This is a genomic window from Winogradskyella helgolandensis (assembly GCF_013404085.1).
Taxonomy (GTDB): Bacteria; Bacteroidota; Bacteroidia; order Flavobacteriales; family Flavobacteriaceae; genus Winogradskyella; species Winogradskyella helgolandensis.
The window spans coordinates 2860541-2877182 of record NZ_JABFHO010000001.1 but is presented as its reverse complement, the minus strand read 5'-3'; the positions used below and the strand labels follow the sequence as shown (position 1 = coordinate 2877182).

At 32.8% G+C, this 16642-nt stretch carries 15 protein-coding genes; 5 read left to right on the top strand and 10 right to left on the bottom strand.

The genetic code is table 11. The features are described 5' to 3' along the window. The first annotated feature begins 11 nt into the window (after window positions 1–11). A complete protein-coding gene (locus tag HM992_RS12125) occupies window positions 12–1139 on the top strand; it encodes a polysaccharide deacetylase family protein (protein ID WP_179319851.1) in 1128 nt (375 codons plus the stop codon). Window positions 1140–1299: 160 nt separating this feature from the next. Here the strand turns inward: HM992_RS12125 and HM992_RS12120 are convergent, their stop codons facing one another. After that, window positions 1300–2472, bottom strand: a complete 1173-nt coding sequence (locus tag HM992_RS12120) for a proline dehydrogenase family protein (protein WP_179319850.1) — start codon at window positions 2470–2472, stop codon at window positions 1300–1302. Between the two features lie 98 nt (window positions 2473–2570). On the opposite strand from HM992_RS12120, the gene aroB reads away from it, so the two are divergent. Beyond that, on the top strand, window positions 2571–3641 hold the full coding sequence (gene aroB, locus HM992_RS12115; protein ID WP_179319849.1) for a 3-dehydroquinate synthase: 1071 nt from the start codon (window positions 2571–2573) through the stop codon (window positions 3639–3641). Here aroB and HM992_RS12110 read toward each other — a convergent pair. The 3 genes from HM992_RS12110 to HM992_RS12100 form a co-directional block, all read right to left on the bottom strand. Beyond that, a complete protein-coding gene (locus HM992_RS12110; RefSeq protein ID WP_195806619.1) occupies window positions 3638–4141 on the bottom strand; it encodes a DinB family protein in 504 nt (167 codons plus the stop codon). The two genes, aroB and HM992_RS12110, sit on opposite strands and share 4 nt — an antisense overlap. Window positions 4142–4224: 83 nt before the next feature. Continuing rightward, window positions 4225–4704: an Lrp/AsnC family transcriptional regulator gene (locus HM992_RS12105; protein WP_092443151.1), complete on the bottom strand. Its 480-nt coding sequence runs from the start codon at window positions 4702–4704 to the stop codon at window positions 4225–4227. Window positions 4705–4778: 74 nt separating this feature from the next. Then, on the bottom strand, window positions 4779–5921 hold the full coding sequence (locus HM992_RS12100; RefSeq protein ID WP_178985240.1) for a M14 family metallopeptidase: 1143 nt from the start codon (window positions 5919–5921) through the stop codon (window positions 4779–4781). Between the two features lie 303 nt (window positions 5922–6224). On the opposite strand from HM992_RS12100, the gene HM992_RS12095 reads away from it, so the two are divergent. From HM992_RS12095 to HM992_RS12085, 3 genes are read left to right on the top strand one after another with little or no spacing between them, the layout of a single operon-like run. Then, a complete protein-coding gene (locus HM992_RS12095) occupies window positions 6225–6605 on the top strand; it encodes a helix-turn-helix domain-containing protein (RefSeq protein WP_178985239.1) in 381 nt (126 codons plus the stop codon). 41 nt (window positions 6606–6646) lie between these two features. Beyond that, window positions 6647–7033, top strand: a complete 387-nt coding sequence (locus tag HM992_RS12090) for a hypothetical protein (RefSeq protein ID WP_179319848.1) — start codon at window positions 6647–6649, stop codon at window positions 7031–7033. A 4-nt stretch (window positions 7034–7037) separates the two neighbouring features. Then, window positions 7038–7826 carry a TerC family protein gene (locus tag HM992_RS12085; RefSeq protein ID WP_179319847.1) on the top strand — a complete coding sequence of 263 codons (789 nt, stop codon included), beginning with the start codon at window positions 7038–7040 and terminating at the stop codon, window positions 7824–7826. Window positions 7827–7860: 34 nt separating this feature from the next. Here the strand turns inward: HM992_RS12085 and HM992_RS12080 are convergent, their stop codons facing one another. The 6 genes from HM992_RS12080 to ychF form a co-directional block, all read right to left on the bottom strand. Continuing rightward, the gene (locus HM992_RS12080; protein WP_179319846.1) at window positions 7861–10521 is read right to left on the bottom strand and encodes a DNA gyrase/topoisomerase IV subunit A; all 2661 of its coding nucleotides are present in this window, start codon (window positions 10519–10521) and stop codon (window positions 7861–7863) included. Between the two features lie 6 nt (window positions 10522–10527). Beyond that, window positions 10528–10998, bottom strand: coding sequence for a hypothetical protein (locus tag HM992_RS12075; RefSeq protein WP_178985235.1), 471 nt, complete (start codon window positions 10996–10998; stop codon window positions 10528–10530). A 13-nt stretch (window positions 10999–11011) separates the two neighbouring features. Then, window positions 11012–11896, bottom strand: a complete 885-nt coding sequence (locus tag HM992_RS12070; protein WP_179319845.1) for a hypothetical protein — start codon at window positions 11894–11896, stop codon at window positions 11012–11014. Between the two features lie 10 nt (window positions 11897–11906). Continuing rightward, window positions 11907–13766, bottom strand: coding sequence for a DNA topoisomerase IV subunit B (locus tag HM992_RS12065; protein ID WP_178985233.1), 1860 nt, complete (start codon window positions 13764–13766; stop codon window positions 11907–11909). A 198-nt stretch (window positions 13767–13964) separates the two neighbouring features. Further along, window positions 13965–15377 carry a glycosyltransferase family 39 protein gene (locus tag HM992_RS12060; RefSeq protein WP_179319844.1) on the bottom strand — a complete coding sequence of 471 codons (1413 nt, stop codon included), beginning with the start codon at window positions 15375–15377 and terminating at the stop codon, window positions 13965–13967. A 9-nt stretch (window positions 15378–15386) separates the two neighbouring features. Further along, window positions 15387–16481 carry a redox-regulated ATPase YchF gene (ychF, locus tag HM992_RS12055; protein ID WP_178985231.1) on the bottom strand — a complete coding sequence of 365 codons (1095 nt, stop codon included), beginning with the start codon at window positions 16479–16481 and terminating at the stop codon, window positions 15387–15389. Window positions 16482–16642 lie beyond the last annotated feature (161 nt).

Genomic DNA, 16642 nt, shown 5'->3' with positions numbered 1-16642 from the left:
AAACACTATTTATGAAAACCTTAATGCTACACAGTATTGGTTGTGAAAAAGAAAATTGGTATAGAAAATGGCTTTCTATTTCTATTATTCATTTTGAGAATTTCTGCAAGTATTTAGTTGATAATAACTATGAAACTGTATTTCTTGACTCTTGGGAAAAAGACTCAAATTCTAAAAAGAAAATAGTACTTACTTTTGATGATGGTTATCTAGATAATTGGGTATATGCTTTTCCAATACTTAAAAAATATGGTTTGAAAGGCACCATCTTTGTTAACCCAGAATTTATTCCTGATGGTACTGAAATTAGACCAAATCTAGAAGATGTTTGGAATAATAAAATTAAAAAATCCAAACTTCAACCACTTGGATTTCTAAATTGGGTAGAATTGAATGCTATGCAAAGCTCCGGTGTGATTGATATCCAATCTCACAGCATGAGTCATAACTTTTATTCTTATTCAAATAAAATAACAGATATTTATACTGGTCAACCGAAATACAATTGGTTACCATGGTTATCACAACCAAAAAGAAAACCGTATTATATCAATGAAGACCAATCAAAATTTGCTGAACATGGCACTCCCATTTTTGAATATGATAGGGCTTTAAAAGTTCGAAAGTATATCCCCAATGAAAAATTTATCGAATATTCCATTAATGAATATTCAAAAGCAGGAGGTGTAACTAACAAGAAAGACTTTATTAAAAAATTAAACAAAAAGCTCAACGAGATTCCTGGACAATTTGAATCAGATGAAGACATGAGAGATCGCTATACCTATGAGTTATTGGAAAGCAAAAGAATTATTCAACAAAAACTCAATAAACCCGTAGATTTTATTTGCTGGCCGGGTGGTGGTTTTAATCAATTGAGTATTGATATCGCTAAAGAAGCTGGTTATAAAGCTATGACTGCTTCAACAAAAAAAGTGAAATTTTTAAATACAGTTGGTATACAGAATATCAGTAGAAATGCAATGACTTCTTTTATACAGACCCCAAAGCGAGATCATTTCATCAAAAACCCTCAATTCTTAGTGAATCTATTTAAATACCATGATGGAAATAGTATTAGCAAATACAAATATCGATTCCGAAAACTAATTCTTATAATTCTAGATAAATTCCATTAAGATTTTTAATTTTTTGTCCTTTTATTCTGTCGTAAGAGAAAAGAATATCAATTGGGAAAATCTTAATTGAAATACTCATTACTTTTCAATTTATATAAAAATAAAAGCCACTAAATTACATTAGTGGCTTTTATTTTATACTTAAGTTACGGTTAAATTCTTACAACTTACGTCTCCGCTTCTCCGCCTTCAACAAAGTTAACTCACGACTAGTCTGACCTGCAACAGATGTATTCTCCTCTGCCCTTCTAATTAAATACGGCATCACATCCTTTACTGGACCAAACGGAATGTACTTCGCTACATTATAACCTTGAGCAGCCAAATTAAAGCTAATATGATCACTCATACCATATAATTGTCCAAACCAAACGTTATTATCTTCCTTAGATATATTAAGAGTTTCCATAAGTTCCATAGCCAAAAAACAGCTTGCTTCATTATGTGTCCCTATAAAAACTGAGACACCCTCTAAATTGTTAAGTATATAATTCAGTGTTTCATTAAAATTATCGTCAGTAGCTTTTTTATTTTCACAGATTGGAGAGTCATATCCTTTTTCTAAAGCACGTTCGCGTTCTTTTTCCATATAAGCACCACGAACAATCTTCATACCAATTTTAAATCCATTGTATTTGGCACGTTGGAGTAACGCTTTTAAATAGTCTAAACGATCCCAACGATACAATTGCAAGGTGTTATAAACTATAGTAACATCTTTATTATAGCGAAGCATCATTTCTTCTACTAAATCATCTGCAGCATCCTGCATCCAACTTTCTTCACCATCAATTAAAACTTCGACATCTTTTTCTTTTGCGAGTTTACAAACGGTATCAAAACGGTTTACTATTCTTCCCCATTCTGCTTCTTCTTCAGCAGACAACTCTACTCCTTCTGTCTTCTTTTGGTATAATTTAAAACGTCCAAAACCAGAGGGCTTAAAAACCACAATTGGCATTGCCTCTCTATCATCACAAAAACGAATGATTTTTAATATTTTCTCTAACGCATTATCAAATTGATTTTCTTCGGCTTTACCTTCAACCGAATAATCCAAAACGGAACTCACTCCTTCTGTATATAATTTATCTATAACCGGTAAACAATCTTCTTCATTCACACCACCACAGAAATGATCAAAGACTGTTGCTCTTATCAACTTTTCTACTGGCAAATGTGCTTTTAGTGCAAAATTGGTTGCTACCGTACCAATCCGAACCAAAGGCTCAGAGGAAATCATTTTGAATAAAAAATACGCTCGTTCTAATTCTGAATCAGATTTTAAAGTAAACGCCGTACCTGTGTCCTCAAAGAGTGATCTATTTATCATGAGCTAAAAGAATATAAATGCAAATATATTTATTATAGTCTTACATTTTTTTCTAAAAAGGAAGTATTTTCACGTCATATTTGCACTTAATTTATCATATGGAATCTATTTCGACAAAAAACGCCGTAGTACACTTTAATTCTGAGGTTTACACCAACCTAAATAACTATATAAAAACAGTCAACCCTTCTAAGATATTTATTCTTGTTGATACAAACACACACGATTATTGTTTAGCTAAGTTCTTAGAGCGCATTGAATCTGGAGAAATAACTGTTGAAGTTATGGAAATGCCAAATGGAGAAGAACACAAATCCATTGATATTTGTACTGGTGTTTGGGAAGCTCTATCAGAATACAATGCTGATCGAAAAAGTTTGTTAATCAATTTAGGAGGTGGAGTCGTTACGGATTTAGGAGGATTTGTGGCGAGTACTTATATGCGCGGCATAACTTACATCAATATTCCAACGTCATTATTAGCTATGGTTGATGCCTCTGTTGGTGGAAAAACCGGTGTTGACTTAGGATCTCTAAAAAATCAAGTTGGCGTTATTAATGAAGGTGAAATGGTTGGCGTAGATACATCTTTCCTAGATACACTTCCGCAAAACGAAATGGTTTCTGGTTTTGCTGAAATGCTAAAACATGGTTTAATTTTTGACGAAACCTATTGGAATACCTTAACCCATCTCGAAAATTTAAATCTTTCTGACTTAGATCGACTTATTTACGACTCAATTGTTATTAAAAACACTGTTGTAACATCTGATCCAACCGAACAAGGCTTAAGGAAAATTTTAAATTTTGGACATACATTAGGTCATGCCATAGAAAGTTATTTCATGGAAAATGCTGACAAAAATCCTTTGCTTCATGGTGAAGCTATCGCCATAGGCATGATTTTAGAAACCTATTTATCCACTAAAGTTTGCGCATTAAGTAATGAGGACTTGGAAATAATCACAAACGGTATTTTAAAAACATTCTCCAAGGTTGAAATCACTAAAGCTGATCAACAACATATCATCGAATTATTAAAATATGACAAGAAGAACAGTCATGGTGTTGTGAAATTCGTACTTCTCGAAGCTATTGGAAAACCAAAACTAGATTGCGTAATTAGTAATGACTTAATTTTAGAAGCCTTTGATTATTATGCTAATTAGAGATAACGCTCTTTTATAATTTTTACGTGATGATTTTCATGTCCCATAATTATATAACCTATTGCTCTAACTGAAATAGGAAACCCAGAAGCTTCACCTACAAGAGGTAATACATCTGTGTCGAATGAACTAAATAATGTAATTGTTGCTTGTCGCACCGCTCTATATTCTTCTAATAAACTTTCTATAGATCGATTTGCTGCAAATGCATAGTCAACATAATCGTTTTGCTCAAAACCTGCTAAAGGTGTTTTATCCTGCCTAGCTATTCTTAATGCGCGATAAGCAAAAACACGTTCAGTATCTATAGTATGTAGTAATACATCCTTTATAGTCCACTTTCCTTCTGCGTAAGCATAATTATGCTTTTCCTGTGGAATATTTGAATAAAAAGAAACCAAATCATCTAAATTTTGTTTCAATCCGTCCACAATACCTATATCTTTATTGAGAGCATCAATATAAGGTTTATAATAAGAATTGTACTCTGAGGTCTTCATGGTATTCAAATTTATATAATTTCTAATAAAAAAAGCCCCAAGTCAAAATAACTAAGGGCTTTTGTTAAACTATTCTATTTTGACTACAACTCATTAAAAATGGTATGCATCAAACGTTTTTTATCGTTAAGACTCTCTTCTAAAGAAATCATTGTTTCCGTTCTATAAACACCATCAATATCATCTAACATAAAGATAATATCCTTTGCATGCATCGTATCCTTAGCTCTAATTTTACAGAAAATATTAAATTTTCCTGTTGTAATATGTGCTACCGTTACATAAGGTATATCTGAAATTCGCTCTAAAACAAATTTCGTTTGCGATGTATTTTGTAGAAAAACACCAACATAAGCAATGAATGAATAATCCAGCTTTTGGTAATCTAATGTTAATGAGGAACCCATTATAATTCCTGCTTCCTCCATTTTCTTTACGCGTACATGAACAGTACCTGCAGAAATCAATAATTTCTTTGCTATATCTGTAAAAGGAATACGCGTATTATCGATCAACATATCGAGAATCTGGTGATCTACTTCATCTAATTTAAACTTTGCCATAATTATATAATCTTTAAACTAAACGCAAAAATAGAACATTTACATTAACAATTATGCATTATAAGTGAATATTTTTACGGTTTTAATGAGATTCTTTCATTATTTATCATTACGAAATCGATTTCGGAACCTATAATGAGACCAGAATTCGTTATTGTTTTAACCAAAAACTGATTGGCTTCTATTTCTTTATGACCAAACTTGGTGTTTAATATCGAGATTTCTTCAATTATTGGAATAAATTCTAATTTTCCGTCTTTTAATACCTCTTTATATTGAATTGCTATATCAACAAGACCGTTCTCATTTTCACTCTTTGCATTTCTTATAATAATATCATAGAAGCATTTTGCATTTTCTGGAATATCAAAATAAGCTTTATACGCATCAATATTAACTCCATTTATAATAGCATCGAGTCCTTTTAAAATAGCAACAAACATTAAACGTCTCACTACTTCTCTATCGTAATCATTTTTATAATGTCCTGCCTCATACAATAGCGTTGGCACTCCAAAATTCTGAAACGTATCTCCAACACAATTCAAATTAAAACCATCATCGTAACGTCCTATACTATTTGGGATCTCAACTTGTAACAATTCATTAATTCTCGCAATAATCACCATAGCTGCTTTTCTATTAGCTGTTAACTGCCGCTCTCGGTCTTGTGCTGGCGATAAAAATGACAGTGTAGCAACGTTATCGGTTTCACCAGCACTAAAAATAGTTCGTTGCCCATGTAAGTTAAAACAATAATCGGGCTTAAAGTCTATATATATTTGACGTAACACTTTACTTTCTGGCTGAGACAAATCTTGAGCATCTCTATTTAAATCAACTTTATTTGCATTGACTCGTGTATATCGTTCAGCTCCGTCAGGATTTAAAATAGGAATAACCATTAAAGTACATTGTTCTAAAATCTTTTTTGAAAAACCTTGTTCAGTTTCAAAAAGATTAAAACAATCAAAAAGTGCTTTTGTTGAAGTTGATTCATTGCCGTGCATTTGAGACCACAATAAAATCTTAATAGGTCCACTACCAAATTTCAAACTATATATTGGCCGCTTTTCAACAGAATATCCAATAGTAGAAACTTGAGGTTTTGATAAATTTTCTAAACATTTTTCTATATCAGAATTAGTAATATATCGACCATAAAGTTCTGGTGTTTTAACCTCAGAAAATTGGTGATTTAAAAATTGTAAATTCATATGACTAAATTAATGGTTACAAATGTAATCATTTGATTTATTACATTTGTAAACAACAATATTGCAGGTATTTGTTACATTAGTAAACATTAACTTCAGCAAAATGATTTTCCTAAACCAAACATATTGAAAATTATTTAACACAAAAACAAATACACATTGAAAATTATTGTTTTCAGTGTTTTAAGGACAAAAATCAAACCTAAAATTTAAGTTGTTTAAAATTATTTCACCCTAATTAACATTTGTAAAAATACTATTGTTTACATTTGTATCATTACATTTACCAAACTCAAGTTTACAATGATAAACTCTACCGATTTCACTAAACGTTTACAAAAGGTCATCGATTTCTATGGTGAATCTGCCTCAAGTTTCGCAGAAAAAATCGGTGTACAACGCTCTAGTATTTCACACATTTTAAGTGGCAGAAACAAGCCTAGTTTAGATTTCGTAATGAAGGTATTACACTCCTATCCTGAAGTTGAATTATATTGGTTAATGAACGGCAAAGGGAATTTTCCGAGCACGACTAAAATATCTGAATCACCAAACTCAAACCTACCAGAAACAAACACCAAGCCTCAACTCCCTAATTTAAACACTGTTTCAGATTCGAATTCTGAAATCGATAAAATTGTAATCTTTTATAAAAATGGTACTTTTAAAAGCTACAAGCCTTAATACTAATTACACTATTCATTATCTTTGCAAAAAGGATTTATATGAAGTTTTTTCTTTCAATACTACTACTAACACTACTAACGAGTTGTTACTCAATAGAACGCGATTGTTCTGATTTTAAAACGGGTACTTTTGAATTTACATACATTATTGATGGCACTGAGCAAACCTCGCGATTTAGGCGTACTGAGGATTTCAATATTGATTACCATGAAGAAAAAGCAGATTCATCATCTATCCGCTGGATTAATGATTGTGAGTTTATATTAAAAAAACTACACCCAATCAGCAATTCCGAAAAAGAGGCTATTCACATGAAGATCCTATCTACAACTGAAGATTCTTATACTTTTGAATATAAACTCGCCGTTAAAAGACCGAATAAGCCTTCACGAGTCGAAAAAGGTACCGCAATAAAAATAGAATAACATTATGCTCGATTTCTTACTGACTTCCGATGCCATAATGGCATTACTAACTTTAACGTTTCTAGAAATCATCCTTGGCATAGATAATATTGTATTTATATCTATTGCAGCAAATAAATTACCAGAACACCAACGAAGTAAAGCTACCCGAATAGGACTATTACTAGCCTTAGTACAACGTATTATCCTACTCTTCTTTGTTTCCTTTTTAATTGGCCTTAGCAAACCCTTTTACACCATAGAAACCAGCTGGTTATCCATAGGAATTAGCTGGCAAGCCATAATTTTATTTGCAGGAGGCTTATTTTTAATATACAAAAGCACCTCTGAAATACGAGAAAAGGTTGAAAACCCATCTCACGATGAAGACACAGCAAAATCTAAAGCCATAAAATCACTTAGCAATGCTATTGTTCAAATAGTAATTCTTGATTTTATTTTCTCAATAGACTCTATCCTAACAGCTGTTGGCATGACCAATGGACTACATCCCAATCACAACTACACGTTAATCTTAATGATTATTGCCGTTACGATTTCCATTGGTATTATGATAGGTTTTGCGAATCCGATTCGAAAGTTCATTGACAAACACCCTAGCATTCAAATTTTAGGGCTTGCTTTTCTAATTCTAATAGGGTTTATGCTAATCACAGAAGCAGCACATTTATCACATACTGAATTCTTCGGAAATACAGTTGGAGCAATACCTAAAGGCTATTTGTATTTTGCTATAGCATTTTCGCTCTTTGTAGAATTCTTAAACTTTAAGGCGGTTAAAAAGAAAAAATAGCAAATGGCATATCTATTCTGTCCGTTTAGATCCACTAAAAAAGCGTCACTTGCCCCTTCTCATCCATCCCTAAATCATCATCACTATCATCATCAGATGAACTATCAGATTTCGATTCATTTTCAGATTTTACAGTCTTAACTGTTTCCTCATCCACAACCTCTATCTCATCCGCAGGCACTTCTTCTGCCTCCTCATAAGGTAATGATTCCAATAAATTAATCTGATTTATTTTATCTTTAGTGAGTTGATTTCCAAGAGCAGTAATCCCTTTTACTGAAATAAATTCTTCAAGATTCACTTCCATGTTCGGTTTCCGTTCTTTACCACGTTCTTTCGTGAATTCTACATCTACCATTGGTCTCCAATCGGTTGAAACAATCTCTAACTGTGAGTCTGGATGATCTGAAATAAAATCCTCTTCCTTGCCTTCATGCTCAATAACAAAACGTTTTACATAATAGCGTTCTTTTTCACCATCAAAGTAAATTGCCGAAATTGGCTTTTTAGGGATCCATTTCTCCATAACAATCATATCACTGTCAAAATGCGTCGTCAATTCTGGTATAATTGTTTTTACAACTCCAGACTGATTAATAATAAGTAATCTATCCTCGCCCCTAAATTCACCAATTAACTCACCTCTATTATCAACGTTCAAACGCTGAACGGTGTCATCAAACCATATTCTACGAGGTTTTAAAGTAGACACACCTCTTTCTTTTAATTCCACGCGCTTAATTGCGTATTTAGTAACAACATTACCTTTAGAAGCTCTACCTTTTATTAAAACATCGGCGAAATCTAAATCCCACTTTAACTTCTTAATACTACCAACTTGGCGCAACATAATAGTCACCACCTCAGCTTCACCATTAGGATTTGCGGAGAAATACCATAACGCAGAGCCTTTATTCCCGTTGGTTAAATCATACTCACGATCTCGTGTCATACTCGTTACAGCGAATCGTTTCACATAAGATGGACCACCTTTACCATCACGATAAATCATATTGTAAATGGTACGTTTGTCTTTTTTCTTAAATACAGCAACATGAATAATATTCTTACCTATAAAAGTTTTAGAATCTACTTTAGTCACCATCATTGTGCCTTGATTCGTGAACACAATAATATCATCGATATCACTACAGTCACAAACATACTCATCGCGTTTTAATGCTGTACCAATAAACCCTTCTGCTCTATTAACATAGAGTTTTGTGTTTCTAATCACCACTTTTGTCGCATCTACATCATCAAAGATTCTGATTTCGGTTTTGCGCTCTTTTCCTTCTCCGTATTCCTTTTTTAATCTTTCGAAATACGCTATAGCATAATCAATTAGATTGGCTAAGTGATGTTTTACTTCAGCTATTTGATCCTCTAGAGCATCTATCTTTTGTTGTGCTTTATCGATATCAAATTTAGAAATACGCTTAATTCTAATTTCTGTTAAACGCGTAATATCTTCAACCGTGATAGCGCGTTTTAAGTGTTTTATATGTGGCTGAAGCCCTTTGTCAATAGCACCAATAACTCCATCCCACGTTTCCTCTTCTTCAATATCGCGATAAATACGTTTTTCAATAAAAATACGCTCAAGGGACGCAAAATGCCATTGCTCTTGAAACTCTCCTAATCGTATTTCTAATTCACTCTTTAAAAGCTGAACTGTATTATCTGTAGAACGACGTAACATTTCGGTGACACCAACAAAATAAGGCTTATTATCCTCAATCACACAGCCCAATGGAGAAATAGACGATTCACAACTTGTAAATGCATAAAGCGCATCAATCGTTTTATCTGGTGACAAGCCTGGAGGCAAATGAATTAAAATCTCTACTTCAGCCGCCGTATTATCTTCAATCTTTTTAATTTTTATTTTCCCTTTATCATTCGCTTTAAGAATAGAATCAATTAATGACGATGTTGTTGTACCAAAAGGAATTTCGGTAATCATTAATGTATTCTTATCGCGTTGTGAAATCAAAGCCCTAACACGAACCTTTCCTCCTCTTAATCCATCATTATAGTTGGTGAAATCTGCAATACCTGCAGTTGGGAAATCTGGAAGAATTGTAAATCGCTTTCCTTTTAAGTGTTTTACAGAAGCGTCAATCAGTTCAATAAAATTGTGTGGTAAAATTTTCGTAGACAAGCCAACCGCAATCCCTTCGCCACCTTGTGCTAATAACAAAGGAAACATTACAGGAAGGTTTATAGGTTCCTTACGTCTGCCATCATAAGAGGACTGCCAGTCTGTGATTTTTGGATTATAAACAACATCTAAAGCAAACTTAGAAAGTCGTGCTTCAATATAACGCGATGCTGCAGCACGATCACCTGTTAATATATTTCCCCAGTTTCCTTGGGTATCAATTAACAAATCTTTTTGTCCTATCTGCACCATAGCATCTGCTATACTCGCGTCACCATGTGGATGATATTGCATTGTATGACCAACAATATTCGCTACTTTGTTATAACGTCCATCATCTAAATCTTTCATAGAATGCATTATACGACGTTGCACCGGCTTAAATCCATCTTCAATCGCTGGTACAGCACGCTCTAGAATTACGTAGGATGCATAATCTAAGAACCATTCTTTATACATTCCGGTAACCTTAGTTATTGTCTCTTGGCTACCATCGTCTTCATTTAACAACTCGTCATGTTCTTCTATCATCTATTTCTACAACTTTTTGCTTTTATTTTCCTTGATAATCTTTTTTAGAGACTGCCTTACATATTTTACTTTTTTATTTTTTAAAAGTGTAATATTAAAACGCTCCCTTGTCACTTTCCCATTACTTTGCGTTGTGTAAACAATTAAACTCTTATAAAAATAATAATTGACTATTCTGTACCCCGTAATTTTATGTCTGGCGACCTCTACTTTATTTTCTCTGTAGTTAAAATGATCTGTAAGTATTAATCCACTATTAGTAATAATAACATTTGCGCCATCGCTATCATACTCAAAGAATCGTGCTACAAAATGCACTATAATTACAGTGACTAGCAATCCTATTAATACATATATTGAACTTCCTTCTACTAAATTATAAGACTGAAAAACCGTAGCCAATAAAACGGCCGCGATAATTAATATAAAATAAATAGAAATTATGGTGTTTTTTATATCTCTATTATCTGTTCTCATGCAATTACTTTCATTATTTACCTTTAATTTTATCTTTCTCTACTCTATCTTTTAAACCATCATCTGCTTGATCATATTCATTATACCAAATATCGACCACTCTAACTCCCATATACCTATCTTTTAAATCGCAAAAAAGCCTAACCTCAGAAGGGGCATCTAATTTATCAAAATTAGCACTATAACGATATACTAAATAACCATTATTTGAAATAAGTTTTTCTTTGAGTTTTAGGTTTTCAAAACCTCCTAACTTTGAATAAATAGAATCTCGCTCATTAACTATACTTGAGGTCCAAGACTTAACTTTTTTAGGATAAGCTAACAGCTCCGGCTTAATGTAGTTTAAAAAAGAAGAATCTTTATATTTATAATTACTTAACACAAAATCTTTATGTTGCGCTAAAATAGTATTAGATGAATCTTCAACGGGCGCTCTCTGAAGATCTTCATCACTAAAAAAATTAAATTTTTCATCCCAATCTATGAGATAATGCATCCAATGCACTTTATTTTCCTCATTAAAAACTACTCGGAAATCAATAGCTCTATCAAATTCGGCATAGTTAGCTTTATACCTAAAGTGTTTTCGACCTAAACTATCAATAACAACATTTTTTAGTTTAACATTTTTCACCTTTCCAAATCTCTCAAAAAACCAATCACACATATTATAAATTCTTTGAGGGATAAACCTACTCAAAAAACGACTAGTCGCCTGGCTTTCATCTAGTTTAGGAAAATCGCTTAACTCACAATAATTCAGTGCTCCAAAAACATATTTAAAAGCATTTTCCCTTAATTCATAATCTATACTAACTATTGGGATTTCTCTATTCTGCCCCTCTATACTATTTGAAAAATAAAAAAACACGAATAGTATAGAAATAAATCTCAAATTAAATAATTTAAACATCTTCCTCAACAACATCTAATTCAACTTTAAGATTGTCAATAATAAATTCTTGACGCGTTGGTGTGTTTTTACCCATATAAAAGGACAGTAACTCTTCAATAGACATGTCTTTGTCTAACATTACAGGATCTAAACGAATATCTTCACCTATAAAATGCACAAATTCATCTGGTGAAATTTCACCTAAACCTTTAAATCGGGTAATTTCTGGTTTTGGTTTTAATTTTTCCATAGCATCACGTCGTTCGTCTTCGGAATAACAATAAATCGTTTCCTTTTTATTTCGAACTCTAAATAAAGGGGTTTGCAAAATATACAAATGCCCTTCTTTTATAACTTCTGGAAAGAATTGCAAAAAGAATGTTATTAATAACAAACGAATGTGCATACCATCAACATCGGCATCCGTTGCTATGACAACATTGTTATAACGCAAATCCTCAAGTGATTCTTCAATATTTAGAGCGGCTTGCAAAAGATTAAACTCTTCATTCTCGTATACAATCTTTTTACTTAAGCCATAACAGTTTAGAGGCTTTCCTTTTAAACTAAAAACGGCTTGTGTATTCACGTCGCGCGACTTTGTAATACTTCCAGAGGCAGAATCACCCTCTGTAATAAATAAAGTCGATTCTAAATTCCGGTCGTGTTTTGTATCCCCAAAATGCACTCTACAGTCGCGTAATTTTTTATTATGAAGACTCGCTTTCTTAGCTCTGTCTTTGGCTAACTTTCTAATACCCGACAATTCTTTACGCTCACGCTCAGCTTGAAGAATTTTACGTTGAATTTTCTCAGCCGTATCCGGATTTTTATGTAAAAAGTTATCTAAATAGGTTTTTACAAAATCATTAATATAGGTTCTAACCGTTGGCAATTCGCCACCCATATCTGTAGAACCTAATTTTGTTTTTGTCTGACTTTCAAAAACAGGCTCCATTACTTTTATGGCAATTGCCGTAACAACAGATTTCCTAATATCAGATGCCTCGTAACTTTTTCCATAAAACTCTCTTATAGTTTTAACTATAGATTCTCTATACGCAGCTAAATGCGTTCCACCTTGAGTTGTATTTTGCCCATTAACAAAAGAGTGATACTCTTCACTGTATTGTGTTTTACTATGTGTGATAGCGATTTCTATATCATCCCCTTTAAGATGAATGATTGGATATAGCATATCTGACTCGTTAATGTTCTCAGACAGTAAATCTTTCAATCCATTTTCACTATAAAACTTTTCGCCATTAAAAACAATGGTTAATCCTGGATTTAGATACACATAGTTTTTAAGCATCTTAACCACATATTCGCTTCGATACTTGTAATTTTTGAATATAATTTCATCAGGAATAAAAGACACTTTCGTTCCTTTTCTTCGAGAGGTATCATCTAAAAGTTCTTGATTGGTAAGATTTCCCTGTTCAAATTCTGCTGAAGCCGACTTACTATCTCTCGTTGATTCTACTCTAAAATAAGACGATAATGCATTTACAGCTTTAGTACCAACACCATTTAAACCTACAGATTTCTTGAAGGCTTTAGAATCATACTTACCACCAGTATTCATTTTAGACACAACGTCTACCACTTTTCCTAATGGAATACCACGACCATAATCGCGGACAATAACACGTTCACCTTGAATGGAAATTTCAATCGTTTTACCTGCTCCCATCACATACTCATCAATGGAATTATCTAAAACCTCTTTTAGAAGAATATAAATACCATCATCAGGAGACGAGCCATCACCTAATTTACCGATATACATACCAGGTCGCATTCGGATGTGTTCTTTCCAATCGAGTGAGCGTATGTTATCTTCGGTATAGCTAGTCTGGTCTGACATAAAAGTGGGCAAAATTTAGATGAAAGGCTAAATATAATACTATAGCTTAAAACATGAAATAAGGAGGCGGTAAAGTAATTAACAAAACAGCATTAATATGTTGAGAACATTGGAGTTTTTTAAATTTCATCTCTAAAACGAGACCTTTTTACATTACACCCCCTAATCTTACGTCTTATTTGATATAATTATGCTCAATTATTCTTTTTTATATAACGACATAAAAACACCTAACTGAGAATAACTTTTAATCAATTTCCAATTTGTCATAATTTCATTTAACTCATCATCTTTGGTCTGATTATCTATATTAGAAAGCATTATGAATTGATTTGTTTCAATATTAAAATCTGTATAACGCTCTGCTTCTGTCAGCACTTTAAATTCCGAATTATCCCGCTCATTAAACCGAATTCGTGTTCCTATTTCAGAAGGCTTTATCCCAACTGAATCTATATAATATTCCATTTGCTCTTCAACGGTATAACTATTTAAATATGCTAATGAGCTATCCCAAGATTGAGAAAGAGTCGCAGGATAAATCCAGAAATGACCAGAAATAAACATCAACACAATAGCCACATACATTAATGGTTTTTTAGACAGGTTGTAATGTGTTATTAAATTAATGAGCAAAATAACTGCCAATAAATAACAAATCATAAAATACCGATCACCAATTGGGTTTGAAAATGGCACCATACCTATAAAAAAGATAAAGGCAAACACAAAAAACGCAATGGCTATTCTATCAATTCTAACACTCCTATTCGACTTATCTCTTATGTATTTCACTAATAAAGGCAATAGAAATAACACAATAATAAAGCGCCCGAATTCTAAAAAGCTTTTCGCATAGACAATACTATTTATGAGCACTTGTTTTAACCCTACCGATTGTCTTTGCGCATTATAGTTTTCTTTCTGAGTGATTAAAAACCAACCTAATTTTTCATATTGAAAATAACAAAACATAGCAAAACTCAATAGCGCAACAACATAACCTAAATAGATCGGTTTTCTGTTTTTAATTAATTTGAACCGCGTGTAAATGACATGAATTAAAACTATAGATATAACAATATAAATACCTCTGAGATTGGTAAATAATAAACCCGACAATGCTAAAGCAAAAAGTACCGGTTTCGATTTAATGAGCGCATTTAGTCCAAGAAGCGTAAAAAACAACAGCAACATATCGTTGTTTAAATTAGTGGTTTGCGCTATAAATGTGGGTTCTAAAAACACCAATAAAACGGCAGAAGCTGAAACCAATTTTACAAAATTATTCTTACAAAGTAGTACTAGCTGCCAAACGACACCAATATTAACAATCAATAATAACAATCGTGACGACCAAAGTGCTTTTTCAAAAATAGTCCAGAAAACAGCCAATAAGGTAATCCACAATGGTGGATGCCCAGAATTACGTTCAGTAGGCACAATAAATTCTGTAAGTCCATTGGCATAAATCCAACTGGCACGCGACGATTTACTAATACCATCCCAAAAAAAAGGTGTCTGTTTTAGCAGTAGAAACTCTACAACTAACACACACACCAAAAAAAATAAAATCTGTTTAAAACTTATCTTTTTTAAATACTCTATCATTTGTGCAAGTTACACATTAAACAAGAAATGCATTACATCTCCATCTTTAACAATATAATTCTTTCCTTCTACTTTCATTTTTCCTGCTTCCTTTACTTTAGCTTCACTTCCGTATTCTACAAAATCATTATAAGCAATAACTTCTGCTCTAATAAATCCTTTTTCAAAATCGGTATGAATTACACCAGCTGCTTGTGGTCCGGTTGCACCAATATTTACAGTCCAAGCTCTTACTTCTTTAACACCAGCCGTAAAATAGGTCTGTTGCTTTAACAGCTTGTAAGCTGATCTAATTAATTTTGCAGAACCAGGTTCTTCTAATCCTATATCTGCTAAGAACATTTGGCGCTCTTCGTAATCGTCTAATTCATTAATATCTGCTTCTGTACCTACAGCCAATACTAAGACCTCAGCATTTTCATCTTTAACCGCTTCTTTAACTTTATCTACATAAGCGTTTCCTGTATTTGCTGCGCTTTCGTCCACGTTACAAACATACATTACCGGCTTATCTGTAATAAACTGAGACGGAACAACGAAATCTTCGTAATCTTCTTCAGAAAATTCTAAAGCTCTAACAGAAACACCTGCTTCTAAGCCTGCTTTTATTTTTAAAAGCACTGCTTCTTCTTTCTGCGCTTCCTTATTACCAGTTTTTGCAGCACGCTTAACTTTATCTAATTTCTTATCTACAGTATCTAAATCTTTTAACTGTAATTCCATATCAATAGTTTCCTTATCTCTAATAGGATCTACAGAACCATCAACATGAATAATATTAGGATCGTCAAAACAACGTAATACATGTAAAATAGCATCGGTTTCTCTAATGTTAGCTAAAAACTGATTTCCTAAACCTTCACCTTTAGAAGCTCCTTTTACTAAACCTGCAATATCAACAATCTCTACAGTTGCTGGTAGTACACGTTCTGGATTAACCAATTCTTCTAATTTCTCTAATCTTGGATCTGGTACATTTACCACACCGATATTAGGTTCTATAGTACAAAACGGAAAGTTAGCACTTTGCGCTTTGGCATTAGATAAACAGTTAAATAAGGTTGACTTTCCTACGTTTGGTAATCCTACAATTCCAGCTTTCATCGAAAAACTTGTTTTTCGTTCCCACAAATGTGGGAAACTTGTTAATTTTTAATCGCAAATTTTGCGATTGCAAATGTAGTTAATTAGTGGAATAGTTAGATTATATTTTTTTGAAATGATTAAGACTTAGTTTTTCGGTTCAATTCTTATAAAAAAAACAA

Bases quoted from the DNA above. Each gene is read 5' to 3' on its own strand.
- HM992_RS12125 (WP_179319851.1), top strand. From the start codon at position 12: ATGAAAACCTTAATGCTACACAGTATTGGTTGTGAAAAAGAAAATTGG.
- HM992_RS12120 (WP_179319850.1), bottom strand. From the start codon at position 2,472: ATGATAAATAGATCACTCTTTGAGGACACAGGTACGGCGTTTACTTTA.
- aroB (WP_179319849.1), top strand. From the start codon at position 2,571: ATGGAATCTATTTCGACAAAAAACGCCGTAGTACACTTTAATTCTGAG.
- HM992_RS12110 (WP_195806619.1), bottom strand. From the start codon at position 4,141: ATGAAGACCTCAGAGTACAATTCTTATTATAAACCTTATATTGATGCT.
- HM992_RS12105 (WP_092443151.1), bottom strand. From the start codon at position 4,704: ATGGCAAAGTTTAAATTAGATGAAGTAGATCACCAGATTCTCGATATG.
- HM992_RS12100 (WP_178985240.1), bottom strand. From the start codon at position 5,921: ATGAATTTACAATTTTTAAATCACCAATTTTCTGAGGTTAAAACACCA.
- HM992_RS12095 (WP_178985239.1), top strand. From the start codon at position 6,225: ATGATAAACTCTACCGATTTCACTAAACGTTTACAAAAGGTCATCGAT.
- HM992_RS12090 (WP_179319848.1), top strand. From the start codon at position 6,647: ATGAAGTTTTTTCTTTCAATACTACTACTAACACTACTAACGAGTTGT.
- HM992_RS12085 (WP_179319847.1), top strand. From the start codon at position 7,038: ATGCTCGATTTCTTACTGACTTCCGATGCCATAATGGCATTACTAACT.
- HM992_RS12080 (WP_179319846.1), bottom strand. From the start codon at position 10,521: ATGATAGAAGAACATGACGAGTTGTTAAATGAAGACGATGGTAGCCAA.
- HM992_RS12075 (WP_178985235.1), bottom strand. From the start codon at position 10,998: ATGAGAACAGATAATAGAGATATAAAAAACACCATAATTTCTATTTAT.
- HM992_RS12065 (WP_178985233.1), bottom strand. From the start codon at position 13,766: ATGTCAGACCAGACTAGCTATACCGAAGATAACATACGCTCACTCGAT.
- HM992_RS12060 (WP_179319844.1), bottom strand. From the start codon at position 15,377: ATGATAGAGTATTTAAAAAAGATAAGTTTTAAACAGATTTTATTTTTT.
- ychF (WP_178985231.1), bottom strand. From the start codon at position 16,481: ATGAAAGCTGGAATTGTAGGATTACCAAACGTAGGAAAGTCAACCTTA.